This is a genomic window from Nitrospira sp., from assembly GCA_037045225.1.
Lineage (GTDB): Bacteria > Nitrospirota > Nitrospiria > Nitrospirales > Nitrospiraceae > Nitrospira_A.
The window spans coordinates 55943-79158 of record JBAOHZ010000009.1 but is presented as its reverse complement, the minus strand read 5'-3'; the positions used below and the strand labels follow the sequence as shown (position 1 = coordinate 79158).

Here is a 23216-nt window from a genome sequence, read left to right as displayed (position 1 = left end):
GTCGCGTCCTTGTCGGGCACGCATTTCTCCTCTTCCCATGGGAAGCGAAGGTGGCAGCCGAAAAGTGCAACGGGCAGCAATCAGGCTAGGCAGTCTGGCTCACACTGTCAAGCAGACCGCACAGGGCTGTCCGCCGACCGGCGCCGGTTTTCGAAGCGGCGGTGCTGGCGTGAGTGACAGAAAGTCGGCTGCGCGCTTGACTGGACTCTCGAAGACCCAGGCGAATAGGTTGTCAGGCGTGATGAATAGGGTCGCGAATCAAGGCGGGCCCATCTCTCCGGGCCTCACCCTCTGGCTAGCCGAGCTTAGAGGGAGAGCCCCCTCGTTGCTGCTCGCGACCCTCATCGCCCTCTGCAGCGGCGTGACGTGGATGAAGATCGATGCGAGCGAGAGATTGCGGGAGTAGGTGTAACGGAGGGGCTTAGCCTGTGCGGGGTGGTGCCGCGCAGGCAGCACCACCCCATGGATCAGGTTTCCGTGACGGCCGAGGTCTTGCGTCTTCCGTCGGGTGTCTTTTCTTACTTGGTTCCGTCCTGGAAGATCTGCTTGATATCCTGCACGTCCTGCTTGATGGCCGCACCCTCTTGCTTGAGTTCCTCGCCGGTTTGTTTAATGGCATCGCGGGTATCGGTCACAGCTTGAGTGGCGCTGGTCTTCTCGGTTTGAATACGGTCTTTCGTGCCCTGCGTGACGGTCTTCACGTCTTGCTTGACGGCTTCCCGGGTTTGGCGAGCAGTCTCGGCTGCCGTCGGCTGTCCCGCCTGCGGGTCGGCCGCGCATCCCATGGTCAGGCTGAGGCCGCCGGCTACCATCGCGGCCATGACGATTCGCGTTCCTGTCGATGTCTTCATGCGGGACTCCTTTTGGTTGTTCAGAGCAGGGCGAAAAGGCCAAGTTCTTTGAGTATAGTCGGCAATCGGCATTTGGACAAGGCATGCTCCCCGGCTGCTGTACCGACGATCGTGACATCTGGGGCATTGGAGATCAAAACAGCCGCCTTTCGTTGCTTGTGAAACGTCTCTCGAGGGGGAAAGACACGCGGCTCGTCCGGATGGGCTTGAGCCACTCCTGCTCTTCATGCGCGGATGACCTCGGTCGGTTGTGGCACCCCGGAGGAATCCAGGTCATAGGCGTAGGCCTCTTTCATCTGGACATTTCCGCTATCGGTATAGACAAACAGACGTTTGCCGTCGGTGCGTGTTTTCACGAGACCGTAGGCGGTGCGGCTGAAGCCGTAGAACGGACCACGTTTCTTGGCCTTCTTGTCGTCCTGCAGGCGGGACGGGCCTTCCTCTTCAAAGAACGCCACCAACTCGGTGACGAAGATGAGCGGTTCGGGCACTCGTGACCATTTACCCAAGGCTCCCATGAGGGTGGCTCGCGGATGGATGTATTCTTTTCGCGCGCTTTCGTCCCCGCTCGACACCACGCTCAGGATCGGTGACACCGCTTGAATGAACGCGCCGGAGAAATCGGCTGATCCATGGTGGGGCACCTTGAACACTTCCGATCTCAAGTTAAGGCTCCCTCGGTTGTGTTCTCGTGCTAGGAACCGGCTGGCTTCATCGTTGAGATCGCCAGCAAACAAGAAGCTGAACCCGCCATAGACCAGACGGAAGACGATCGAATGGCCGTTGATGGTGTGGGAGGCGGAATGACCGGTGAAGCCTTCGTCGCGGTCGTTCAAGGACTCATGACCGATCCGCGGTCCTTTCGGTGGCTCACCGAGAAATTTCAGCGCCGGTTGTCCGTTCACCGTGGTGGTGATCGGCCCTAAGGTTTCGATGCGTAGATCGCCTCGGTTGAAGAATTCAAAAGCCTGGTTGTCGCCGAACTGGAGCCGCCGGAACGCCACTTCACTGCGGCTGTTGTACACGGCCAAGGTCTTTTTCCATTCGCGAAACGGCTCGTTCATCTCCGAGTCGGCCACGTCGAGCAGATTGTCCTCCAGCCCTACGAGGTAGAGGTGTCCGTTGTCGGTCTTCGTGGGTCCCAAGAGTTTCGTGTCGGGAACAGCTTTGTTGTTCATCTTGCTTGGGCGTTTCACGATGCCGTTGTGGTAGACCCGCTTCGGTTGCATGAAGAAGCGTTTGCGTTTTGTCCTGTTCGTTTCCGACGTGAGAATCTCGGGGAGGCCGGCGAAATGGTCGGCATCCCCGTGGGTGACGAGGATGCAGTCGATCGGTTGTGGATGCTCGGCCGTCGTGTCGCGAAATCGTCCAGCCAGGTAGCGCGCAAACATCTGGTTGTCTCCCCCATCGACCAGGATGATTTTTCCGTCCGGCGACTCGATGACCGCGCCGTCGCCTTGCTGGACATCGACAAAATTTACTTTCAGCACCTGATTAGTTGCGAGGGGCCTGGTCAAATCGGCAATTTTGATGGGGGAAGTCTTGCTTGGTTCGATGTAGCCGGTGATGGCTTCAGGCAGGATGCTGCCGTCCGGTTTCTTGCGGAAGACGGTGGTGCTGACTTCAAGGTAGGTGCCGGTTACTTTCAAGACGGTCACTTCGTCGCCCCAGGCAACCGTTCGGATGAGCTTTTTCCGTCCTCGTTCTTCCCACACATCCGCCAAATCGACATTCAGAACGACTGTGTCAGGCATAGATCTCCCCTCGCAGGCTGATGCTCACGACTGCCGTCGGCGTTCCCGGTCGCAGGCCTCCTTGTGATGTACCGCACGGGTGCATCTCAGTCGCCGTGTGTCCGTGAGATATTGGTGGACAGCCTTGCTGAACGGCCCTTATTGAGCCGCTTGCCGGTGCCGACGATGTCCCCCACTTGTGTCCATTGGGTGCATACTCCACTGAGCCCGGTCATCGACGGCCCGAGAGGCTGGGCACAGAATACGCCGTTCACCGCGGGAAATCATGCCTGTTGGAACGGAGCTCGTGAGTCGTGACGCGCCGTCCGCTGTCTGCCGCTCCGCTCCGCCCCCTTGCCGTTGGAATCCCCGCCCTGTTAGATTTGGCTCCATGATTATGCAATTTCAGAAAAAAGATCCACGTGCCACCATCACCACCAAGTTCGGGGAGATCAAGATTAAGTTCTACCCGGACGATGCGCCACGCCATGTCGAAAACTTCATCAACCTGGCGAAGATGGGCTTCTATGACGACACCACGTTTCACCGCGTCGTGCCGGGGTTCATCATTCAGGGCGGCGATCCGCTGAGCAAGACGCCTGACCGGATGTCGCACGGCACCGGAGGACCCGGTTTCTTTCTCTCACCCGAGCCGAACGACCGGCCGCACAAGCGCGGCGCCATTTCCATGGCGAAAATGCCGCGCGACGGCAACAGTACCCGCGATTTCAACGACAACGGGTCGCAGTTCTTCATCTCGCTCCAGGACAACGGCGGATTGGATCGTCGCTATTCCATCTTCGGCGAAATCATCCGAGGGATCGAAATCATCGACATGATTGCGAAGCTGCCCCGCGACGAGCGCGATAATCCGCTTGAAGCCATTCGGATGAAGGTGACGGTGAAGGAATAGGCGTAAGCGGACGGCCGATGCCGGGTACGGAGGAGAACAGTACTTCCTCCTGCCATCAGCTCTGAGTGATAAGCCGGAAGCTCTGCCAGAAGCTCTGATAGGTCCTGACACGCTCTGTGTTCTCTGCGGGACTTCGCGATATGAATGCCGCCCGCAGACACTACCGCCTGCCCTCGCGTTGTTTCCCGTGCTGAACGTCCCATTCTTTTCCTGCTCCCACGACGCTGTCGAGACGAATAAACGGGGCTTGAATAAGGGAGCATGCCATGGTGCCGGTGAAACGAATCCTTTTCATGAGCCTTCTCCTGCTCGCCATCGCGCTATCCGGGTGCGACACGGAACGCCACCGGCTGATGAGCGACCACTATCCGTCTTACCCTGAAGGCGTGCGCTGGGCTGTCGATCACGGGCACATCCTGCGCGGCATGAACCAGGACCAGGTGTATCTCGCGCTGGGCAAGCCGGTCTGTAAGAAAGAAGTGGAAGAGGAAAGCCGGAAGGTCACGGTCTGGCTCTATCCGCCCATCGGCAGAGATGCCTGCGTGACGAGTGCGTTCCGTGTGTACTTCGAGGAAGGCGTCGTCACCACCTGGGACCGCTTCACTACGCCCACCAGATATACCGATCCGGCCGGCGGCATGCCCGCTTACTAGCCCGCATGATTCATGAGCGCTTCTGCTGCAATCGCGGATTCGCAGCTGCGACCAGCCTGTCGGCGGGCGGGCTCGCCGCTCGGTCTGTCGACATCCTGTTCAAGGATGCCTTCCTCTCTCACGACTCCGCGCGCCCGTCTCGCTGTGCGACTTCGCACTTTCGCGACGAACCGTCACAAATAATGCGGGCTAGCCGGCTGTTCAGAATGGCCGCCCGGCGGCGTTCTCGCGTCATTCAGAGCCTCAACGTACCGCAAGGGTACGCCTCAGCTCTTCATTCGCTGCGGCCTTGCTGGACAGCCTTTCTGAACAGCCTGCAGGGCGCTAGCTCCGATTGCCACCTTGTGCACCGACCCTTTCCCGGAGGCAGCGAACAGTGTGTCAACACGCTGCTAGTTTGCCGAGTTCGTCAAGGGTCAAACGTGAAACGTATCTCGTGAGGCTGGAAAGCCAGTTCGTAGGCATGGCCTTCGCGCTTGACGGGTACAGTGTATGACGATAGGATGATCGATAAATGATTGGTAAGGAGGCATTGCGATGTCCATGACCACCATTTCGACGAAGTTTCAAATTGTGATCCCCAAAGACGTGCGGGAAAAGCTTCACCTGAGTCCTCAGCAGCGCCTGCAAGTCCTGGAAAAAGGCGGAGTAATTACCCTTGTTCCGGAAGTGCCGCTTAAGTTACTGAAGGGGGCCCTCAAGGGAATGTCCAAAACAGGCATTCGGGAGAAGAAGGATCGGCTGTGAAGATTTTGTTGGATTCTAGCGGATGGATCGAATTCTTTACAGGCGGACCGTTGGCTGATCGCTACGCTGTGTATCTCACTTCCCGATACGACATCATCACGCCGACGATTGTGTTGTATGAGGTGTATAAGAAGATTAAACGCGAGCGTGGTGAGGAGACAGCCATATTATTCTCTGGACGACTTCATGCCACTCAGGTGGTGCAGCTCACTGAATCTATCGCCTATTTGGCTGCGGATATCAGCCTTCGGCACGGTTTGGCAATGGCTGATGCGATCGTCTATGCGACGGCTCAAGACCAGGATGCCGAGGTCATTACGGGTGATTCAGATCTTAAGGACCTACCCGGAGTGGTATACGTGAAGTAATCTGTTCCCTGGGCGAGCTTCGAAGAACACCCGTCAGCAGAACGGTCAAAACGATTGTCCGCCTAGGCCGCAGCTAGCGAAGGAGCGAGGCGTATCTATCATGACGGCATGACTTCCGATGCAGGTTGCTCAAACAGGTCAGCCAACGAGCCCGCAGCCGATGAAAGCACCGGAGGCGTGACATTCTTACGCGCCCGCCATGAGCCTGCCGAGACAGGCTCTTTTCCCATGAGGCTACGTTGAGGATGGTTTCGAGGAGAGAACGAAGCTGGGGGCCTGTTTCAGCAATCTGCCTCCCGGACGATCAAAACGACCGTTCGGCAAGGCCGCAGCAAGTGAAGGGCCGAGGCGTACTGATTAGTATGTTGAGGACCTGAGCGAAGCGAGAACGACGCCGACGGTTGTTTTCATCGTCCGGACTAGAAGAAGGCCATGCTGGCATACGTGACGGTCGAATTATACTGATCCGTAATCCCGCGATCGTACCGCAACACCTGCCCCGTCTCCGCTTGAATCAAACGCAGCAACGAGTAGATCGGCGAGAAGCCGGAAATGCGGCGTTGATCGTTTTCTTTCTGAATGAATTTTGCGAATTCTTCCGGGTCGCGGTTCTCGACATGTTTGAGCATTTCGAGATCGGTTTGCATGCAGCGGTGGAAGGAGAAATCCGTCGGCGGCGCGGAGTCACCGTAGCGCATGCCGATGTGGGCCAGTTCCGCTCCCACGACGACACAGTAGTTTTTGCCGGTGGCCACGAGGGCGTCCTTCAGGACCTGAAGAAACGTCTCGACCTGCTCCCGTATTTGCGGATCGCGCAAGCTGTCCGCTGAAAACGATGTGAGGATCGGAACAATCGTATACGCCCGGTCCTTGCCGAGACTCTCTTGCAGGAACGGCAGCTGAAATTCCAATGCATGTTCATTGTGGTGTGCCAATTCGTCGGTGAAAGCTGAAGGAATCTGCTCGCGCAGTCGATCGGTGATCGTACGTTCGACCTTCACGAGCCCCAATGGTGTCTCGAAATCCTTGTCCGTCATCGCCACGGGTTGTTCGAGTCCCGAGTAAGCGGTGCCGATAAGCACGTACAGGTCCGGCTGCTGGGCTTCCTGCAATTCTTTGTAAGCCCAGGCATAAATCGGTCCGGCATGTTTCAGTTCGTAGGTCGGCGCGACGAGGCCCTTGATGAGCTTGCCCGCATGTTCCGATGCCTTGACCTCCGGTCCTTCTTTTGACGTGAAGAAGCCGTTGATCTGGGCACGAAGTTTAGCGGCGTCGGCTTCGTAGCTGCGGCCTGCAAACTGCGGCAACCGGGCGGGGGCGTGACGATAGGCGTCCAATGCCTGCTGCTTGGCCTGTTCGGTACGCTGCCCTTCCAGGAATAATTTCGTATCCAGATCGGCCAGTAACTGCTCGACCTTGTTCGGCATCAGGAACTCGCCGAACCGCTTCAGGTAGATCGCACCGATGTCCTGGACGCTGTGTTCCCCGTCGAGATGCTGAACGATGAAGAAATAGTTCAACGGCAGGACCAGTCGTTCCTTGCTCAGTCCGGTGGGGTCCCAGAGCACGATGTACTGCTCCTCCCCTTCCTTGATGGGCGAGAATTGCAGGTTGCGCAACAGCGGATATTGCGCGGGATCTTTAGCGGCGATGGTCGGCGTTGATTCCATAATGAGCGGCATTGTAGCGGAGGCAACTTTCCAGACGCAAGGTCGGTGGTGAAAGATAAAACGTGAACGGTGCTGCACCCACCATTGGGAATAAAGAGCTGATGGCTTATAGCGTATGGCAGGAGCCCGCCTCCTTTCGAACGGGTTACAGGACCTTGATTCCCAGCTATTGGCGATACGCTATACGCTCTGAGGAAGCCACTACTGTTTCGGCGGATGGGCGCCACTGCGCCGACTGAGCACGATGAGGGTGGCGACGGTCAACAAGAAGAGCCAGAGTGTGGGGCGGCCGTAGGAGGCGTCGGAGAATTCGATCAGGTCCGTCAGGCGGCCGATCAGGAGGGACATGCGGGCCATGACGGTATACCCGAAGGCTGCGCCAAAGGAGATCATCAGAAAGAGGATGCCGGCGCGCGCGACCGCCTTGCCCGGTCCGGAATGCTCCACGGAGAAAAAGAAATAAAATAGGACTGACACCACTCCGATCAGGATGATGATGCCGTTCAGATGGCTCGCGGGGTTCAGTAACGAATAATCGAACGTGATGCCGCCGCCCGGGGCCACGGCCAGGAGCGGGCGAACCGTATCCTCGATTTGCTTCAGGATGAACGACGAAATGGTGCGGGGAATGGCAAGACCGGCGCCGATGCCCACGATAAAGGCGAAGGCATACCGCGAGAGCCAGGCGGCTTTCGGCACATATCGGGTCAGCATGAGCATGCCGATGGCGACCGGGATCAACAGCGACCATTCTCCCTTCTCGAGGATCGGCCGCAGGATCAGGGTCATGACCACCGTGTCGTAGGTTTTGACGATCGTGTACCCCAGCGAAACGCCGACGTACAGGTGCTCAGCCAGCTTGAACAGCGGATTGTCCTCATACAGGAAGGACAGGATGAAGAGGGTCAACCCTGTGGCGATCCAGGCGCCGAGTATGACATCGAAGGAAAGATCCATGCGGCTACGATCCTAACCCGTCGTGCCGGCGCTGCTGCCGCCGTAACGTAAAGTAAAAGATGTTACAGATGGCGACGAGCACGATGATGGCGAGGTGCGTGGCCGACTGCGCATCCATTCCGGCGACCGCCTTCCCCTTCTGCCCGATCAAGGTTTCATATTCCGCCGCTCCGCGCAGGCCGCCGATCAAGCCGTTGATTTGGCCGCTTCTGAGCAAGGGATAGAGACCAGGCGCAATCACGCCGGTGCAGCCGCCGCCGAGTTCGAACTTGTATTTGTCTTTGCCGAAGACGTACCAGGCTTCGACGCCGGGATTGCCCGCGCCCAAACTCACCGCATAGGTTACATCGCGCAGATTCTGTACACCGGCTAGCACCGGCAGTCCCTTCGTGGCCTTGCCGCCATAGTCAGCCGGGAAGGCATTGTAGAGGTCTTGCCCCATGTTCAGGATGACGGCGCTGCCGCCTGGGCTCCAGCCCAGAAATACATAGTCCTTCCCGTTTTCCTTGCCCGCTTCCTTGGCTGTTTGCGAGAGGATTTGATCGGCCAATCCGGTGCCGGACACCCAGAGGGTCATGCCCACGACGCGTAGGTTTTTCTTGAAGGCATGACGGAGGATGGCGATGGCCTGGGGATAGAGCTCGGGTTTGGAGGCGGGATCGAAATCCAGCGACAAGAGGAAGACCGATCCTTCGGGCAACCCTTCGATATAGTCGTACACGCCACGCACTTCCGAGGAAATCTTGATGGGCAGGCCCACGGGAAAGAGCAGCGGCAGAAGCGTGCAAAGGCCGATCACCAGAAAGATGATCCGCCGGTCGATGCGCAACATATGTTCAGCGAGGTTCATCAGTTGTTCCTCGCGAACCGTGAAGGGGCTGTCATTCGGAAGCGCTTGCGCTTCACGCGATAGGAACGACGCGCCACGTTATTCCTTGCCTCCGCCCAGGTACGAGCGTTCGACGCCGAAGATGATCTTGAACGAGAGGGCAACAGCGCCGAGGCTCACGCCGATCAAGATGGCGCGACGCACCGACGCGTTTAAGACATTCAGAATCCAGCTGGAGAGGTCGCCGCTGATCGGCAGCAGATATTCGCCGAGCGGCACCCGCCCCATCATGACGATGACGGCAGCCACCAACAACACCGCGGCTTCACGGCTGCGCGCCCGAAACGACCGGTAGGCGGCGGAAGCAATGAAGAAGGCCAGGATTGCAAACATGGTGCCCTGCAGCGGCACGAGGGTATAGGAGTAGACCCAGCCGAAAGACGTCAGCGCCCCGTCGATGCTTTCTTTCCCGCCGCTCCAGAGCCCGACGATGATGGTGCCCAGCATCCCGACGTAGAGGACGAGGCTGTACGCCCAGCCGGCTTCCTTCCGCCTGATTTTTGACGCATGCACGTGAAAGAGGCTGGTAATCCCCAACACGAGGGCGAAGCCGCCGATGATCTGTAGCCATTTGGTGACAGTGGTCAGCAGTTGCTCGGAGGCCGGATGCGGCACGTAATACTGTGCGGCCATGACGAGGCCGGTGACCATCGTGATGAGCAGCGGCAGTTGGCGGCGAAGAAAAATCATTTGAGATCCTTGAAGAGGTCGAGCAGCGGCTGTGCCCAATTGTTGCCTGTGACGACGGCGAGCGTGGCCAGCACTGTTCCGATTCCGATGACAACCAACACGAAGGCCTTCCCCAGGTCTTGCCCGCGCAGGGTGCCGATCTGGATCGGCTCTTTCGACAGGTAGGCGCTGGCGGCATACAGTTCCTCACCGATCAACGTGTAGTCGCAGGTCGTCACGAAAAACGGCAGCTGGTGATCGGAGTCCGTCCCGGCGATTTGAATCGCTCCGGTGCTGGCGCCGGTTTCGGTCAGGAGCAGCGATTCCGCAAAGTACGAACCCATGAAAAAGTTGGCCGCCGGTTTCCGGCGAAGCATGATGCCGTCCACCGCCGCGGTGTAGCTGAACTGATCGCTCGTGATGAAAAAGTTTGCGTCCTCCTTGAAGAGGTCCGGCTTGCCGGCTTCCATGTACGCTTGTTTGGTAATTTCCTGGCACACGGCCATGGTGATCGGCTCGCGGTGCGGCACCAGCAGTTCGGTTTCATAGGCGGCGGCCTTCTTGGCGACACGCCCTAGGATGACGGCGGCGGCGATCGTCGAGGGATCGTTCATATCGTGCGCCCCGGTCATGTAGAGAATCGGTTTGCCCAATTCCGTCGCGCGCCCGATGGCTTCATCGACGGCATCGAGCCCGGGAATCCGCCGTAAGAAAATCTCTTTCCGCCTGGCCAGGTTGATGGCGTAGAACACGACGCCCCCGAACATCAAGGCCAGCACTAGATTGTTGAGTTGGTTCCAATTCATCCAGTTCGGTTCCGGCGAGGCGACGATCGGTAGGGCGATCACCCGTTCCTGACCGTTCGCGGCAGCCACTGTGACGGCATAGGCTTGGTTGGCTTTCAGCTCGACGCCCTTCCCGTTCTTGAGCAGGAAGAGATGATCGCCGGGGTCGCCGGACCTCGTCCACCAGGCGGTCTTGCCCTCGCGAACATAGCGGGTGTTTGCCGGAAATTCGGCGACGACTTTCCATGCGGACGGGTCTGCCGGCACGCTACCCTCATGCAGCAGGATTTGATATTTCCACGTGGCGCTGTCGTTTGCCGAGGGAGCCCAGAGGACTGTGAGACTGCCGCCCCCATCGCTGGGGGTATCGATGACCCGAAGGCGCTGCGGGAGGGTTTGTGCCGGGAGGAACGACGGCAGGCACGCGAGCATCGCGAGGGCCAGAGAGAGGAGGCGAAGGTAGTGTGGCACGCGGCTCATGCTCCCTCGATCACTTCGATGTTGGCGCGGGGCACTACGGTGGTCGTGCCGTCGGGAAACCGGACTTCGAGCACGCGGACTTCACTCTCGGTGGGAATCGCTCTGAGTTCTGAGGGCAGGCCGGACACGGCGCCGATCTTGCCGAACAGCGGGTCGCGGATGACTCGCACGGGATCGCCGAGCTGAATGCCTTCGCGTTCGATCCGTGGAGGCTTGGTGCCGCCGGCGAGTGCCGCCTGGGGGATGATGATTTCCGGACGAATCACACCGGCTCGAATTTGAGTCGCCCCTGAGATAGACGCCTTCTGGCCCGCCCGGGAGGACAACAGGGCGAATGTCTTGGGCGCCATCGGGATTGTGCCGAACCCTTCCGTCAGGATCAGCGTGAAGCCGACCTGTTCGCTGCCGGTGATTGCCACGCCCAGGTCATATCCGAGCAGCGCGCGCAGGTCTTTGTCGTGAATCCCCCCGACGACCAGCCCGACGATGCCGAGCTCTTTGGCGCGGGTCATGGTGGCGGCCGGCAGGAATGCGCCTCCGACGACGATCTTGCCTTTCATCGCCGGCGTCAGCAGCTCAGGCGTCAGGGGTTGCTCCGGCGATGTGACGCCCATGACCAATTCGCCGCTGGTTTCCCCGCCGATGCCGAAGATTCCTTGCACCAGACTGCAGGTCGTTTCGACGGTGACGCCCTGATCGGGATGGACTTCGACGATCGAGCCGTCGATATAGCCGCGCAGTTCGAGGATGCGCGGCGGTTCCCGCAATAGAATCTGGCCGGTGATGGTGGACACGGATTCCACCTTGCCGGTGATCGGCGAGCGGATTTCCGTTTTAAACCATTTGATGAAGGGTTTGTTCTCGGCCAGCACGTCGTCCTTCTGAACCGAATCTTTTTCCTTCTTTACCAGATAGTCGTTGATCTCATCCGGTGCAATGCCCAGCTGGTTGGCCAGGTTGAGCGGAACGACTTTGCCCGGCAACTCCGCGCGGGCCACAGCGGTATCGGCGTGCACGGGGGCTCCTACCTCGACCAGGACGGTTCCGGGCAGCGGGAGAATACGCCTGCGGCGAACGGTGGTCCGTTCGGTGACGGTTAAGCCTGGTGTATACGAATGCGCCATTGTCGGTTGCTGAAAACGCCCTACCGCTTCGTTCTCAGTTGCTCGCTCCCCTCACCGTACAACTTCCGGTACGACTCGGGGCTCTCGCGCCTTGCGGCCTCGCCGCAGGGCGCGAGAGCAACCTCCTCATGATAAGAGCTGATGGCTAATAGCCGATGGCAACGAGCCCGAAGCCAAGAGCGAATAATTCATGGCTTGTCTCTAACGGATTGCATGACCAACTTGGTTGCATGGGCTATCCGCATTCGGTTTCTTGCCATAAGCCATTCGCTATCAGCCATTAGCTCCCCGTCGGGTACAGTCCGACTGCCTGGTACCATCTGTTCAAGGTGGCGACACGGGCAGCCTGTTGGCCTGGTAATTGTAAGGGGCGACCACGACCGTCGAGCATGAGGCCGACCACGCCACCCTGTACTGTTTTTGTGAACGACTGTCCTGGTCCGCTGCCGAGATCAACCTGTTTGGCCGGTTGCATTGTCACCGTGGCCTGCTGCTCTCGCGTCAGCGCAAACAGTTTGAGCTCTCCGAATGCGAGCTGGCCCTTCTCCATCCGTCCGTCCGGCCACGCAAGTTCATAGTCGGCGCAGCGCTCCCCGTCTTTTCCCTGCCCGATCGGAGCGATACAGGTGCCGAGATACACCATGCAATCCCGCACAAATACATCGGTGGCAGCCTGCTCGTTCACGGTCGAGAGCACACCGAGGTGCGGCATCATGAAAATGCTGTCAACCGAGAGTGTCGTGACGCCGAGTGGTTCATAGGCATCGACCATCATCAACATGGATTGAATGCGGCGTGGCGCATGCGACAGGATGCCGCCGCTGCCGACGATCAAATCCAGGGTCAACAGATCGATCAGGGTTTTGCCGGAAGTCCGCTGTTCGAACACATCGGAAATAGTGCGTTCCTGCTGGATGCCTTTGAGCCCCGTGGCGAGTGACTTGTGGTGAATCAACGCCAGCCGCAAGGCTTCACGCGCGATGGCATGTTCGATCTGCAGTTCATCGAGCGATTGCGGAATCGTCGTGGGCCGCACCATCTTGTTCTTGATGCGGTTGCGCAGGGTTTGTTCGTCGATGGTAAACGGCACCCAGCGCATGATGTTGTCGAGCCCTGCTTCCGCCAGCACGTTGGAAATGCTGTAGGACATGCCGAGGTTCGCGCTGACCGTGCGATTGAAGAGTCCGTTGAAGACCGAGAACACGTCGGTGGTGGCCCCGCCGATATCAACGCCGATCAGATTGATGTGTTCGCGTTTGGCAATCGTCTCCATGATGACGCCGACTGCTGCCGGAGTCGGCATGATGGGCGCGCCGGCCATCTCGATCAGTTTCTTGTAGCCGGGGGCCTGCTGCATGACGTGCTCGAGAAATAGGTCATGGATCTTGTTGCGGGCCGGCGCCAGGTTTTCGCGCTCGAGGACCGGCCGGATATTGTCGGCGAAATCCAAGGCGGTCTTTTCGCCGAGAATGGTTTTGATTTGCGGGCGGGCGTCTGTGTTGCCGGCGTACACGAGCGGCAGTCGGTAGGTACTGCCGAAGCGCGGTCGAGGATCGGCGGCGGCAATGTACTCCGCCATTTCCACCACATGGGTCACGGCGCCGCCGTCGGTGCCGCCGGACATCAGGATCATGTCCGGGCGCATGGTTCGAATCCGTTCGATCTTCTCGTACGGCAGCCGTCCATCGTTGGAGGCCAGGACGTCGATGACGATAGCGCCGGCGCCGAGGGCGGCGCGTTGAGCGCTTTCTCCCGTCATGTTCTGTACCACGCCGGTGACCATCATCTGCAATCCGCCGCCGGCGCTGCTGGTGGACACGTAAATATCCACGCCTCGCTTGGGATCGCCCTGCGCCGCTTGGTTGGGGGTGATGATGCGGTCGCCGTCCAGAATCGTCCGCCCGGACAATTCTTCGATCTCGGCGATGGCATTCAAGACGCCTCGGGTGACGTCTTCAAACGGCGCTTCGACGGTCGTCGGCGCTTCACCACGGTAGGTCTGGCGATACTCCTCCCCGACCTTTTCGATCAGAATGGCTTTGGTGGTGGTGCTGCCGCAATCGGTCGCGACGATGACGTTCAGGGGAAGGGCCGTTGCCGGTGTTGCGGGCGCGTGAGGCTGTTCCGTCATTGAGCGGACGCCCCCTGAGGAGCCGTGGCCTTGGCTTCGATGAGGGCGGTCAGGCGATGAATGGAATCACGTTGCTCCAGGAGGCGCGCGATCTGTGCGAGCTCCGTGCCGGTCAGCACGCATTCAATGATGGGAGCCAGGAAGTGCAGCGCCTGGCTGCCGAGAAAGTTCATGGGCCCCATCGATTCGAGAAACAGCGTGGCCGGTGCCGCCATGCGGCGCTCGACGACGGCGTCGGCAACCCGTTCAAGCAGAGCCAAGTCATCGATGGTGAAGGTTGCTTGTTCGGGACGCACGGCAAAGGCGTGCCGGAGACCGGCTCGAAGATCCTGTGCGCGACGGGATAAAAAACCAGCGGAGAACGCAGACATAAGTGCTTGTGAGATCAGCTTAAACGGTTCGTTTCGGCATTATATGAAGGGGCATCGGGAGAGTCAATCGAGCCTGGTGGTGACGTGTGCGGCGAAGGGCTACAGATTCTACTTCTCCGCCGGTGTCTCGCCTGAGGCCGGTGAACAATTCACGCCGGCGAAGGGATTCAGCGGGTTGACCCGTGGTGAGCAACGTTGCGCTTCGGGGGCGGCCTTTTCTGAGGCCTCCTTTGCAGCCGGTGCTGACAAAACCGGATCGCCAGGGCCCGGTTGGTGAGGAACCATCGGGGCATCCGAAATGAATGGTAAAATCAAATTCGCCGGGAGTTCAGTCTGTGCCGGTTCGTCCGGCTCCACCGGCGGGGTGAATCCTCCCGGGAGCGAGGGCGTGGCCGTGTCGATCGCGACGCAGCCTGGTTTGCCCTTCGGCTGGTCTGTCAGGATGGTGCGGCCATTGGCGCCTTGGCAACGATAGACCTTGGCGGTTGCCCCGTCCGGCAAGAGGAGTGCGACAAGGGTGAGAAGCAGGAGGTGAACCCAGAACATCGTGAATTTTCCGGTGCCGGATCCAGTCAGGTACAGGCCTGCAGGCGAAGGATCGGGCTATTGATCTGGATGGACTATAGGCGTGAGGCGAAGGAGAGTCAATGTCGTCGGGGTACGGCACGCGGACGGCGCCTGCCGTCACTTAGGTGAATGTCCCAACCATTTCTTCAGCAAGCCCAGGAGTCCGACCTCCGGGGCTGCCTGCCGGTCCGGATAGTCCACCCACAGCTCCTGCGATCCGAGGTAGATGCCGTCGCGATAACTCTGCTGACTGCGCAATTGTGTGTATCCTTGCGCTTGGAGCAGGGCGATCAAGTGCTGCAGGGCCTCGGCGGTACTCGGCGCTTCAGGAGTGACGATGTGCGTCGTTTCATAGCGCAACGTCGCCTGGTATCCCGAGGCAGTTCGCGCAAATTCCACCGGACGATTGAACCCCCGCTCCCGGGCATCAAAGCCGGCGAGTTGGTGTTTCTCTCCAGCCGGGGTGGACATGAACGACTACAGCGCGCGGTAGACGGCCAACAGATCGCTCAAGGCGATGGTCTTGTTTTTGAGAATGACGCGTTCGGCTCCCAACACATCCAGCGCGGCCACCTTTTCGGTTCCGCCCATCAGACACTTGCTGCCTAGTGCGAGGACCCGTTCACATTCTTTCTCTACCTTGCCCTTGACGACAGGGTTCACCTTCAAGATGTCCATCATCTTGGCGCGGGTTTCGCCGAGATGCTTTTGGAGTTCGGCCTCCGGATACTCCTTGCGTGCGGCTTCATCTTCGCAGCGGTCGATATACTGCGTCAGAAAGACGTAGAGCCGCACGAATGTTTCGGCGACTTCAATGTGTTTCAGGGGCAAGGTATTGTCTGCCATCGGAGCCTCCATTCACTGTTGTGTCGGACACATCGGTCTGTGGCGGTCGATTGACGACCGACGCGGTCTCGCCTGTGTTACAGCCGGACCTTAATGTCGGTGCCTTCCACCGTGACTTCGTATACGGTTACTTTTGCCGAAGGATTGTTGATGCAGCTTCCGGTCTTCACGTTGAACTGCCAGTGGTGCCACGGGCAGGACACGACATCGCCTTCGACATCGCCCTCGCCTAGTGGGCCGCCTCGATGGACACAGGTATTGTCGATGGCATAAAAGGCACCATCCACGTTGAATACGGCGATGGCCTTGCCGTTCACTTCCGCCACCATACCGGCTCCCGGCTTCACGTCGGCGGTTCCTGCGATTCTGATCAACTCGCCCATACATCCTCCCTGAGTGCGTACATCTTCCGTGATCCGGTGCCCGGTCAGTGTCCGGTGGCCGGACGTTTGATTTTGTCTAACAGACTGGCAATCCGGCTCTTCGCCGCTCCTGCCTCGCCTGTTTGTAGCGCTGCGGCAAGTTTCGCGGCGATCTCGCGAAACGCCTGCGCCTGCGGGGAATCCGGCTTGGCGACCACGATCGGGTTTCCCGTATCGCCGCCGGCGCGAATAGCCGGATCGATGGGCACCCGTCCGAGGAAGGGAATGCCCAGTTTCTCCGCCGCCCGTTCTCCTCCCCCGTGGGAGAAGATCTCAGTGCGTTCGCCGCAATGGCCGCAGAGGAAAAAGCTCATGTTCTCGATGATGCCCAACAAGGGTACGTTCACCTTCTGGAACATCATCATACCTTTGCGCACGTCGTGGAGCGCCACTTCTTGCGGAGTCGTGACCGTGACGGCGCCCGACAGAGACACCAACTGCGTCAGCGTGAGTTGTGCGTCGCCTGTTCCCGGCGGCAGGTCGATCAGCAGGTAATCCAACTCGCCCCACAGGACATCCCGGAAGAGTTGTTGGATGGCCGTATGCACCATCGGACCACGCCACACGACGGCGGTATCTTCAGGAACAAAAAAGCCCATGGAGATCAGCTTGACGCCGTGGCTTTCCGCCGGGGCGATTTTACCGTCTTGCTGTTCGGGTGCTTTCTCGACGCCCATCATCATCGGGATGTTGGGGCCGTAGATATCGGCATCCAGCAGTCCCACCTTGGCTCCGGTGAGCGCAAGGGCAACGGCCAGATTGACGGATACGGTGGATTTGCCGACGCCGCCCTTGCCGCTGCTGATGGCGAGGACGTGTTTGACGCCGGGAATAATATTGGGCTTGGCGGCCGCCTCTTCTTGCGGCGGTGCGCCACCTTGTTGCTCAGCCATAATAATGCCTCCTCCACCTCGCGGGTCGGGATGGAATTCGCAGGTTTCATTGCATATTAAGCTATCGTTGCGACGAAAAGAAATGGGCCAGTAGACGCAGTGCGATGCTGGGTAGAAGAGGACTCACTGGAACGGGAGGGACGCTGAGAATAATGTGTCGTGCACGGTGATCCATTCTCGACGTGCAATCCAACAGTGATCATCGAGGGGCAAGCAGGTCTACACGATGGGCGATCCGTGCCATCGTTTCGGGCCACCTGTGCCATGGCGCCCGACCTCCATCCTGCTAGGTGCGTTCGCGGTGCAGGTTATAGGTCAGTCCCAGGAGAGACAAGGAATAGATCAACCATTTTGACGGGTCGAAGTTGTACCATTTCGTTCCGTTTCGATAGTCGTGCGAATAGGTGTGGTGATAGTTGTGGTAGCCCTCGCCGAAGCTGATGAACGAGATCAGCCAACTGTCGCGGCTGCTGTCCTGTGTGCCGTGCGGCTGGGTGCCGACCATATGGCAGAGGGAGTTGATCGTAAATGTGGAGTTCAGAACCAGCACCGTCCGCAGCACGCCGGCGAGCAGGAAACACCCCAGTCCGCTGATGAATCCACCGTTCAGATAGCCGACCGCGAAGGGCAACAACAAGCCGGAGGCGACAATCACCCAGTAATACCGGTGTTGCCACATGATCATCGGGTCAGTGCGTAATTTTGCGGCGAACCGGTCCTCACGATACGGGGTATCGAAAAACAACCAGCCGACATGGCTGTGCCAGAACCCCTTCGACGCATTGTAGGGATCGGCCTCTTCGTCCGTGTGCGCATGGTGGCGGATGTGGTCGGCGCACCACAAGAGGGCGGAGTTCTGCACGGCCCACCCTCCCATCACTAACAGGCAGGCTTTCACCCAGGGGCGACTCTCGAAGCTACGATGGGTGATCATACGGTGGTATCCGACCGTAATCCCCATGCCGGTCACGATATAGAGGACGGCGAGCAGCACCCAATCGAGCACGGTGTAGTCATAGTAGTAGCCGAAGAGCGGGACGCCGATGAAGGCCAGCAACGTGATTGAAGTGAAGAGGGCGACGGTGCCCCAGCAGACAGATTGTGTGGTCGAGTCGGCCATCGTACTCCTTCGGAACCTGTGCGCAACTCTTCGCCACAGAGCACCGCCGTGGAAATGGTGTAGGTCAAGGCAAACGGCGCATGCTACCGGAGCGGCAGGTTGATTTTCAAGTAGTGATGCGTAGCGATCGGCGCCGTCGCAACCGAATGGATTGCTCGCCACGGTGGGGTGCGCTCAAGTCAAGTGCCTGCTCAAGGCCGGGAAGAGGCCGGGAAGCACTCGGTGGAGGGCGGCATTCAGGGAGTCAATCGTGGAAGGCTCGAGGCCTAGTGAGATCAACGACGGCTTTGCGTGGCCGGAGAGGGCATGAAATCAACTCAACGGTACGAGGGGGCAATGTCGAGATCGGCCAGCAGCCTCATGGGGTCAGTAGAGGTGGCTCGTTGGCGAGCCTGGCGCCTCGTCTGTTCCAAACAGCCCCGCATGGCTCGTTTCTGCCAGCCCACCTAGTACCATCACAGCGCCTAGCACCTGCATCGTCAGTCCGAGTCGTCGACTTCTCATGGTCAATTCGCTTCCGTGAAGGCGCATGGCGTCGCCCAGGGTATTCTGTCCTCAATGGCTCCGACCAACTCTCACCTCGCCGCCTTGGCACCGCACCTCCTGCAAGGCCTGCGTGTCCTCTGCTCCCACGAATAACTGTTCATGCCACCAAGCTTGTGCGGTTCCCCTACCTCATCGACGTGACGGTGGTGATTACATCAAAAAGGCCGTTTCTTTCGTTTCGGCCCGTAACCACGCCTGGGCCGACATGGCGTTGCCTCTGGCTGCACCAGCGCGATGCGGGCTTTATTGACCTCGGCTCGCACCTGATTCAGTTTCCGTCGAACCAGGGCATCTGGAGTAAGAGTGCCATAGTGTGCATATCCAGGCTACTATTCCAGCGATCTTGAATTAACCGAAGATTGGCCTGTCGCATCGTTAATGCGGTGGCCGCTGTCAGCCCTTCGAGAGAGGCCGATCTCCTGTCGGCCATGGTCTCGAAGAGACACTGCGTCTGTTGGCGTTGCCGCACAGTGGCGGTGTATGGAGGGGCCTGGCAATCATTTCAATCGATGGGCCTTCCTTGACGAAGCCGACGGATGTGGTTGCTCTCCACGAGGCGACTTTCCCTGAAAGCTCTTGATGCATCAGGCGTTGATCGGTGTGTCCAAATATTCAAGTGTTGCCCTGCGGTGTATACTGCAATGAGACGTTGTGTATGGCGCAGGAGGAACCGATGACGCTCGACCCCACCCTGCTGGAACCCCGTATCCGCGCGATCGGTGAAGACTTGGCCCGGCGTTCCGGCGGGCGGGCCCCCGGCCTGTTCGATTCGCGTTGGTGGTCACAGGCGGCGATCAACCTGGCGATGAAAGATCCCGCCTTCAAAGCCCAGTTGTTCCGATTCATCGATGTCCTGCCGTCGTTGCAGACTGATGCGCAGGTTGTGCGGTTGGCCGAGGAGTATTTTGGTGAGATGAGTGCACATCTCTTCGGCGCGCAATGGGGACTCAAGGCGCTGGCGTCCACGAAGCTCGGCGCGTCGCTCAGTGGCAAGGCCATCCGGCATCAGGTGGAGCAGATGGCTACCAGTTTCATTGCCGGGGCCTCCATTGACCAGGCCGTTCCGACGATTCGCAAATTATGGGAGGACGGCAGGGCTTTTTCAGTCGATCTCCTGGGCGAGGCCAGCGTCAGCGAGCGCGAGGCGGATGCGTATCGTGATCGTTGCCTCGTGGCTGTGCAGACCCTCGGTGAAGCGTGTCGCGGTTGGTCTCCTGTGCCGTTACTCGAACGAGATCATCTTGGTCCCCTGCCCCGCGTGCAATTGTCGATCAAGATTTCGGCCCTCTATTCGCAGCTCGACCCTATCGATCCGGAGGTGAGTTACCGTGCCGTTGCTGCCCGCCTGCGGCCGCTCTTGAATCTCGCCGGCACCCTTCCCGCCTCCGTCATTTTCGATATGGAACAGGCGGACACGAAGGAATTGATTCTTTCGATCTTCATGCGCCTGTTTATGGAAGAACCGTACCGGACGTTTCCCCATGCGGGGATTGCGCTGCAGGCCTATCGCACCGATACGTACGAAGATGTGCAACGGCTGCTGGCCTGGAGCAGGGAGCGGCTGGTCCCTATCACGATCAGGCTGGTGAAGGGGGCCTATTGGGACTCCGACGCGACTCGTTACCGGCAACATGGCTGGCCGATGCCGCTGTTCGAGCACAAGGCACAGACGGATGTGAGTTATGAGAGGCTCATTCGGGTGCTGCTGGAACAGAGCCAGGTGATCCGGCCGGCCTTCGGCACGCATAACCTCCGTAGTTTGGCCGTGGTCGAAGCGGTGGCTGAGGCGCTCAGGCTGCCGCCGAATGCCTGGGAATACCAGATGATCTATGGCATGGCCGAGCCGTTTCAGCATGCGATGAGTGATCGCGGCCGGCGCCTCCGGCTCTATGCCCCGGTCGGAGAACTTCTTCCCGGTATGGCGTATCTCGTGCGGCGGTTGTTGGAGAACACCTCGAACGAATCGTTCCTGCGGAAGGAATATGTGGAGTCGCAGCCGCTGTCGTTGTTGCTCTCTCCGCCTGAGGCGACTCTCCCCTCGTCTCCTTCCTCGATGACGAATGAAGCAGGAGCGGCTTCCAGCATTGAGCGTGCTTACTTTGTGAATGAGCCGGCCGCGGATTTTTCACGAGCCCAGGTTCGTGGCGCCATGGCTGAGGCGCTCGATCTGGTCCGCAAACGATTGGGGCAACGGTTTGAGGTCTCGACGCTGAATACATACCTCCCGACAGGCCCGGATCTGCGCTCGTTCAATCCCGCTCAACCAGATCAACTGGTCGGCATTGTGCAGAGTTATCAACCTGCTGATGTCGCGGGTCTCTTGAAGGTCGCCGAGTCACGTGCGGAGGAATGGAAATATCGGACGGTTGCGGAGCGGGTCGCGGTGATGCGGAAGGCCGCTTCGTTGATGCGTGAGCAACGTTGGGAGCTGGCGGCCTGGGAAGTGTTTGAAGAGGGCAAGCCCTGGCGCGAGGCCGATGCCGATGTGGCCGAGGCCATCGATTTTCTCGTGTACTACGCCGAAGAAATGGAGCAACTTGAGCCGCCGCCTCGCCTGGGCCGGTATCCCGGTGAATTGAACGAGGTATTCTGGAGTCCGCGTGGAGTGGCGGTGGTCATTGCGCCATGGAATTTCCCGCTCGCCATTCCCACCGGTATGACCGCGGCGGCTCTGGTCTCCGGCAATCCAGTCTTGTTGAAACCGTCCGAGCGCGCGTCGATCATGGGGTACCGGCTTGCCACGATTCTGAGGCAGTCTGGGGTGCCGGCGGGCGTCCTGCAGTACGTGCCGGGTGGCCCGGACGTGGGGCGTGAGTTGGTGGCCCAGGCGTCCGTCGCGACGATTGCCTTTACCGGATCGAAGGATGTGGGATTGGGCATGGTGCAGGCCGCTGCGGTGCACCAACCGGGGCAGCGGTTCGTCAAGCGAGTGATTGCGGAAATGGGCGGGAAAAATGCCATCATCGTGGATGACACGGCCGATCTCGATGAAGCCGTGACCGGTGTGGTGCAGTCGTTTACCGGTTATGCGGGACAGAAATGTTCCGCCTGTTCACGGGTGATCCTCCTGGATTCGATTCACGATGCGTTCATTCAACGGCTGGCCGATGCGGTGATGAGTCTTCGCATCGGAGCGGCTGAGGATTCGGCTACCCAGCTTGGTCCGGTGATCGACGGGCGGGCGCAACAACGGATTCGGGAGTATCTGGAGATCGGGCGACGCGAAGGGCGAGTGGTGGTCGATCGCTCGATGGAAGGCCCTGGTTATGCCGTGGGACCGGTAGTCATCGCAGACATTGAGCCGGCTCACCGGCTGGCGCAGGAAGAAATTTTCGGCCCCGTGCTGGCCGTGATGCGGGCTTCGTCGTTCGAACAGGCGCTCCAGCTCGCCAACGGCACCGCCTACGCCTTGACCGGGGGGCTCTACTCACGCAGTCCCCGGCATATCGAGCTGGCGCGTCGGGCGTTCGATGTCGGCAACCTCTACATCAACCGTTCGATCACCGGGGCTCTGGTCGGTCGGCAACCGTTCGGCGGTCACCGGTTATCGGGTATAGGGGCGAAAGCCGGGGGCGAAGAGTACCTGAAACAATTCATGGTCGCGCGTGTCGTCAGCGAGCAGACGCTCCGGCGCGGATTCGCTCCGACCCTGTAGGGTGGGCGCAGATTTGACGCTGACCTCTTCCAGTTCTTCCGTGATATCGGTGATGTTGCCCCGGTCTTCTTTGAGCGCGGCCAATTCCTGCCGTTCGATATACTTCACCAGCCCGACACCCTTTGCAAACCAGGCGGTCATCACGTCGGTGCCGATCGCCGTCCGATCGGCTGAGGAGAGATGAATTTTGAGCGTCATGCGCGCTTCCACGCGGACAGCGTCGGGGTATGTGCCTGCGGGCACAGTGATCGATTCCTGACCGATCACGGTTGAGACGCCTTCGACGTCCACATGCTCGTTGGTGCCGTCCCCATCGATATCGCTTCCGAAATCGGTGTCCGTCCGATTGAACTGTTGGAAGGATTGGGCTACTTTCATCGGGAAGCGGATAATCTGGTACGGCGTCAGTTGCTTCTCGAGCGGCGTGCCCGGCTCGGAGCCGTAGTACACCACACCGGCGGCATCGCGCCGGTAGAAGCTGTCGGACGGCCCATGGTTACCGGGGTTGGTATCGTGGAACACGGTGACCGTCGGGCCGCCTTTCAAATTCCGAGTTCCAGTCACTGACGACACGTTGGAAAAATATTTATGCTCGATCGTCTGCAGCGGCCCCTCTGAGATCTGTCCGCGGTACTGCCAGCGTGTGCCGATGGTGTCGGGGAAATAGTCGGCAGACTGGGCGATGGTCTGCCCTGCCTCGGTTGCGTGGGCCTCTCCATGCCCCAACGGGATGCCCAGGAACCCGCACATGCCCACTGCGATCACGGTCGAGCGCACCAAGGTCTGAACGATCACGGCTGTCCTCCAGTCAAAAAAATCACGGTAC

General features: G+C 59.4%; 22 protein-coding genes. 5 read left to right on the top strand and 17 right to left on the bottom strand.

Translation table 11 applies throughout. The features are described from left to right. Positions 1-518 precede the first annotated feature (518 nt). Complete coding sequence (locus tag V9G17_01510) at positions 519-851, bottom strand: hypothetical protein (GenBank protein MEI2751251.1); 333 nt, start codon at positions 849-851, stop codon at positions 519-521. A gap of 224 nt (positions 852-1075) precedes the next feature. Continuing rightward, a complete protein-coding gene (locus tag V9G17_01505; GenBank protein MEI2751250.1) occupies positions 1076-2605 on the bottom strand; it encodes an MBL fold metallo-hydrolase in 1530 nt (509 codons plus the stop codon). 370 nt (positions 2606-2975) lie between these two features. Here V9G17_01505 and V9G17_01500 point away from each other — a divergent pair, with 370 nt between their 5' ends. The 4 genes from V9G17_01500 to V9G17_01485 all read left to right on the top strand — a co-directional run bounded on the left by V9G17_01500 (position 2976) and on the right by V9G17_01485 (position 5265). Continuing rightward, the gene (locus V9G17_01500; protein ID MEI2751249.1) at positions 2976-3497 is read left to right on the top strand and encodes a peptidylprolyl isomerase; all 522 of its coding nucleotides are present in this window, start codon (positions 2976-2978) and stop codon (positions 3495-3497) included. A 266-nt stretch (positions 3498-3763) separates the two neighbouring features. Continuing rightward, positions 3764-4150, top strand: coding sequence for a hypothetical protein (locus tag V9G17_01495; GenBank protein MEI2751248.1), 387 nt, complete (start codon positions 3764-3766; stop codon positions 4148-4150). 543 nt (positions 4151-4693) lie between these two features. Next, positions 4694-4897: an AbrB/MazE/SpoVT family DNA-binding domain-containing protein gene (locus tag V9G17_01490; GenBank protein MEI2751247.1), complete on the top strand. Its 204-nt coding sequence runs from the start codon at positions 4694-4696 to the stop codon at positions 4895-4897. Then, a complete protein-coding gene (locus V9G17_01485) occupies positions 4894-5265 on the top strand; it encodes a type II toxin-antitoxin system VapC family toxin (protein ID MEI2751246.1) in 372 nt (123 codons plus the stop codon). Before V9G17_01490 ends, V9G17_01485 begins: the two co-directional genes overlap by 4 nt. Positions 5266-5684: 419 nt before the next feature. Here V9G17_01485 and amrB read toward each other — a convergent pair whose 3' ends face one another. The 14 genes from amrB to V9G17_01415 all read right to left on the bottom strand — a co-directional run bounded on the left by amrB (position 5685) and on the right by V9G17_01415 (position 18189). Then, the gene (amrB, locus tag V9G17_01480) at positions 5685-6935 is read right to left on the bottom strand and encodes an AmmeMemoRadiSam system protein B (GenBank protein MEI2751245.1); all 1251 of its coding nucleotides are present in this window, start codon (positions 6933-6935) and stop codon (positions 5685-5687) included. 201 nt (positions 6936-7136) lie between these two features. Beyond that, positions 7137-7892, bottom strand: coding sequence for a hypothetical protein (locus V9G17_01475; GenBank protein ID MEI2751244.1), 756 nt, complete (start codon positions 7890-7892; stop codon positions 7137-7139). Positions 7893-7896: 4 nt separating this feature from the next. Then, positions 7897-8742 (bottom strand): hypothetical protein, encoded by an 846-nt coding sequence (locus V9G17_01470; protein MEI2751243.1) that lies wholly within the window; start codon positions 8740-8742, stop codon positions 7897-7899. Positions 8743-8820: 78 nt separating this feature from the next. After that, positions 8821-9471: a hypothetical protein gene (locus V9G17_01465; protein ID MEI2751242.1), complete on the bottom strand. Its 651-nt coding sequence runs from the start codon at positions 9469-9471 to the stop codon at positions 8821-8823. Next, the gene (locus V9G17_01460; protein ID MEI2751241.1) at positions 9468-10715 is read right to left on the bottom strand and encodes a DUF6754 domain-containing protein; all 1248 of its coding nucleotides are present in this window, start codon (positions 10713-10715) and stop codon (positions 9468-9470) included. Before V9G17_01460 ends, V9G17_01465 begins: the two co-directional genes overlap by 4 nt. Continuing rightward, a complete protein-coding gene (locus tag V9G17_01455; GenBank protein MEI2751240.1) occupies positions 10712-11839 on the bottom strand; it encodes a hypothetical protein in 1128 nt (375 codons plus the stop codon). Before V9G17_01455 ends, V9G17_01460 begins: the two co-directional genes overlap by 4 nt. A 280-nt stretch (positions 11840-12119) precedes the next feature. Next, positions 12120-13970 carry a glutamate mutase L gene (locus tag V9G17_01450; GenBank protein ID MEI2751239.1) on the bottom strand — a complete coding sequence of 617 codons (1851 nt, stop codon included), beginning with the start codon at positions 13968-13970 and terminating at the stop codon, positions 12120-12122. Beyond that, positions 13967-14341 (bottom strand): hypothetical protein, encoded by a 375-nt coding sequence (locus tag V9G17_01445; GenBank protein MEI2751238.1) that lies wholly within the window; start codon positions 14339-14341, stop codon positions 13967-13969. Before V9G17_01445 ends, V9G17_01450 begins: the two co-directional genes overlap by 4 nt. Before the next feature lie 108 nt (positions 14342-14449). Then, complete coding sequence (locus V9G17_01440) at positions 14450-14887, bottom strand: DUF4124 domain-containing protein (protein ID MEI2751237.1); 438 nt, start codon at positions 14885-14887, stop codon at positions 14450-14452. 138 nt (positions 14888-15025) lie between these two features. Then, positions 15026-15379 (bottom strand): hypothetical protein, encoded by a 354-nt coding sequence (locus V9G17_01435; GenBank protein MEI2751236.1) that lies wholly within the window; start codon positions 15377-15379, stop codon positions 15026-15028. A 6-nt stretch (positions 15380-15385) separates the two neighbouring features. Then, positions 15386-15754, bottom strand: a complete 369-nt coding sequence (locus V9G17_01430) for a hypothetical protein (protein ID MEI2751235.1) — start codon at positions 15752-15754, stop codon at positions 15386-15388. A 77-nt stretch (positions 15755-15831) separates the two neighbouring features. Further along, positions 15832-16137, bottom strand: coding sequence for a Rieske 2Fe-2S domain-containing protein (locus tag V9G17_01425; protein ID MEI2751234.1), 306 nt, complete (start codon positions 16135-16137; stop codon positions 15832-15834). A gap of 44 nt (positions 16138-16181) precedes the next feature. Next, on the bottom strand, positions 16182-17069 hold the full coding sequence (locus V9G17_01420; GenBank protein ID MEI2751233.1) for an Mrp/NBP35 family ATP-binding protein: 888 nt from the start codon (positions 17067-17069) through the stop codon (positions 16182-16184). 286 nt (positions 17070-17355) lie between these two features. Next, complete coding sequence (locus V9G17_01415) at positions 17356-18189, bottom strand: fatty acid desaturase (protein ID MEI2751232.1); 834 nt, start codon at positions 18187-18189, stop codon at positions 17356-17358. Between the two features lie 1201 nt (positions 18190-19390). Here V9G17_01415 and V9G17_01410 point away from each other — a divergent pair. Next, a complete protein-coding gene (locus V9G17_01410) occupies positions 19391-22390 on the top strand; it encodes a proline dehydrogenase family protein (protein ID MEI2751231.1) in 3000 nt (999 codons plus the stop codon). Here V9G17_01410 and V9G17_01405 read toward each other — a convergent pair. Further along, the gene (locus V9G17_01405) at positions 22280-23185 is read right to left on the bottom strand and encodes a hypothetical protein (protein ID MEI2751230.1); all 906 of its coding nucleotides are present in this window, start codon (positions 23183-23185) and stop codon (positions 22280-22282) included. The genes V9G17_01410 and V9G17_01405 overlap by 111 nt on opposite strands. Between the last annotated feature and the right edge of the window lie 31 nt (positions 23186-23216).

Coding starts and splice junctions, on each gene's coding strand:
- V9G17_01425 (MEI2751234.1), bottom strand. CDS start 16,137: ATGGGCGAGTTGATCAGAATCGCAGGAACCGCCGACGTGAAGCCGGGA.
- V9G17_01490 (MEI2751247.1), top strand. CDS start 4,694: ATGACCACCATTTCGACGAAGTTTCAAATTGTGATCCCCAAAGACGTG.
- amrB (MEI2751245.1), bottom strand. CDS start 6,935: ATGGAATCAACGCCGACCATCGCCGCTAAAGATCCCGCGCAATATCCG.
- V9G17_01475 (MEI2751244.1), bottom strand. CDS start 7,892: ATGGATCTTTCCTTCGATGTCATACTCGGCGCCTGGATCGCCACAGGG.
- V9G17_01445 (MEI2751238.1), bottom strand. CDS start 14,341: ATGTCTGCGTTCTCCGCTGGTTTTTTATCCCGTCGCGCACAGGATCTT.
- V9G17_01470 (MEI2751243.1), bottom strand. CDS start 8,742: ATGAACCTCGCTGAACATATGTTGCGCATCGACCGGCGGATCATCTTT.
- V9G17_01410 (MEI2751231.1), top strand. CDS start 19,391: ATGGCGCAGGAGGAACCGATGACGCTCGACCCCACCCTGCTGGAACCC.
- V9G17_01420 (MEI2751233.1), bottom strand. CDS start 17,069: ATGGCTGAGCAACAAGGTGGCGCACCGCCGCAAGAAGAGGCGGCCGCC.
- V9G17_01510 (MEI2751251.1), bottom strand. CDS start 851: ATGAAGACATCGACAGGAACGCGAATCGTCATGGCCGCGATGGTAGCC.
- V9G17_01450 (MEI2751239.1), bottom strand. CDS start 13,970: ATGACGGAACAGCCTCACGCGCCCGCAACACCGGCAACGGCCCTTCCC.
- V9G17_01455 (MEI2751240.1), bottom strand. CDS start 11,839: ATGGCGCATTCGTATACACCAGGCTTAACCGTCACCGAACGGACCACC.
- V9G17_01505 (MEI2751250.1), bottom strand. CDS start 2,605: ATGCCTGACACAGTCGTTCTGAATGTCGATTTGGCGGATGTGTGGGAA.
- V9G17_01440 (MEI2751237.1), bottom strand. CDS start 14,887: ATGTTCTGGGTTCACCTCCTGCTTCTCACCCTTGTCGCACTCCTCTTG.
- V9G17_01460 (MEI2751241.1), bottom strand. CDS start 10,715: ATGAGCCGCGTGCCACACTACCTTCGCCTCCTCTCTCTGGCCCTCGCG.
- V9G17_01465 (MEI2751242.1), bottom strand. CDS start 9,471: ATGATTTTTCTTCGCCGCCAACTGCCGCTGCTCATCACGATGGTCACC.
- V9G17_01435 (MEI2751236.1), bottom strand. CDS start 15,379: ATGTCCACCCCGGCTGGAGAGAAACACCAACTCGCCGGCTTTGATGCC.
- V9G17_01415 (MEI2751232.1), bottom strand. CDS start 18,189: ATGGCCGACTCGACCACACAATCTGTCTGCTGGGGCACCGTCGCCCTC.
- V9G17_01495 (MEI2751248.1), top strand. CDS start 3,764: ATGGTGCCGGTGAAACGAATCCTTTTCATGAGCCTTCTCCTGCTCGCC.
- V9G17_01430 (MEI2751235.1), bottom strand. CDS start 15,754: ATGGCAGACAATACCTTGCCCCTGAAACACATTGAAGTCGCCGAAACA.
- V9G17_01500 (MEI2751249.1), top strand. CDS start 2,976: ATGATTATGCAATTTCAGAAAAAAGATCCACGTGCCACCATCACCACC.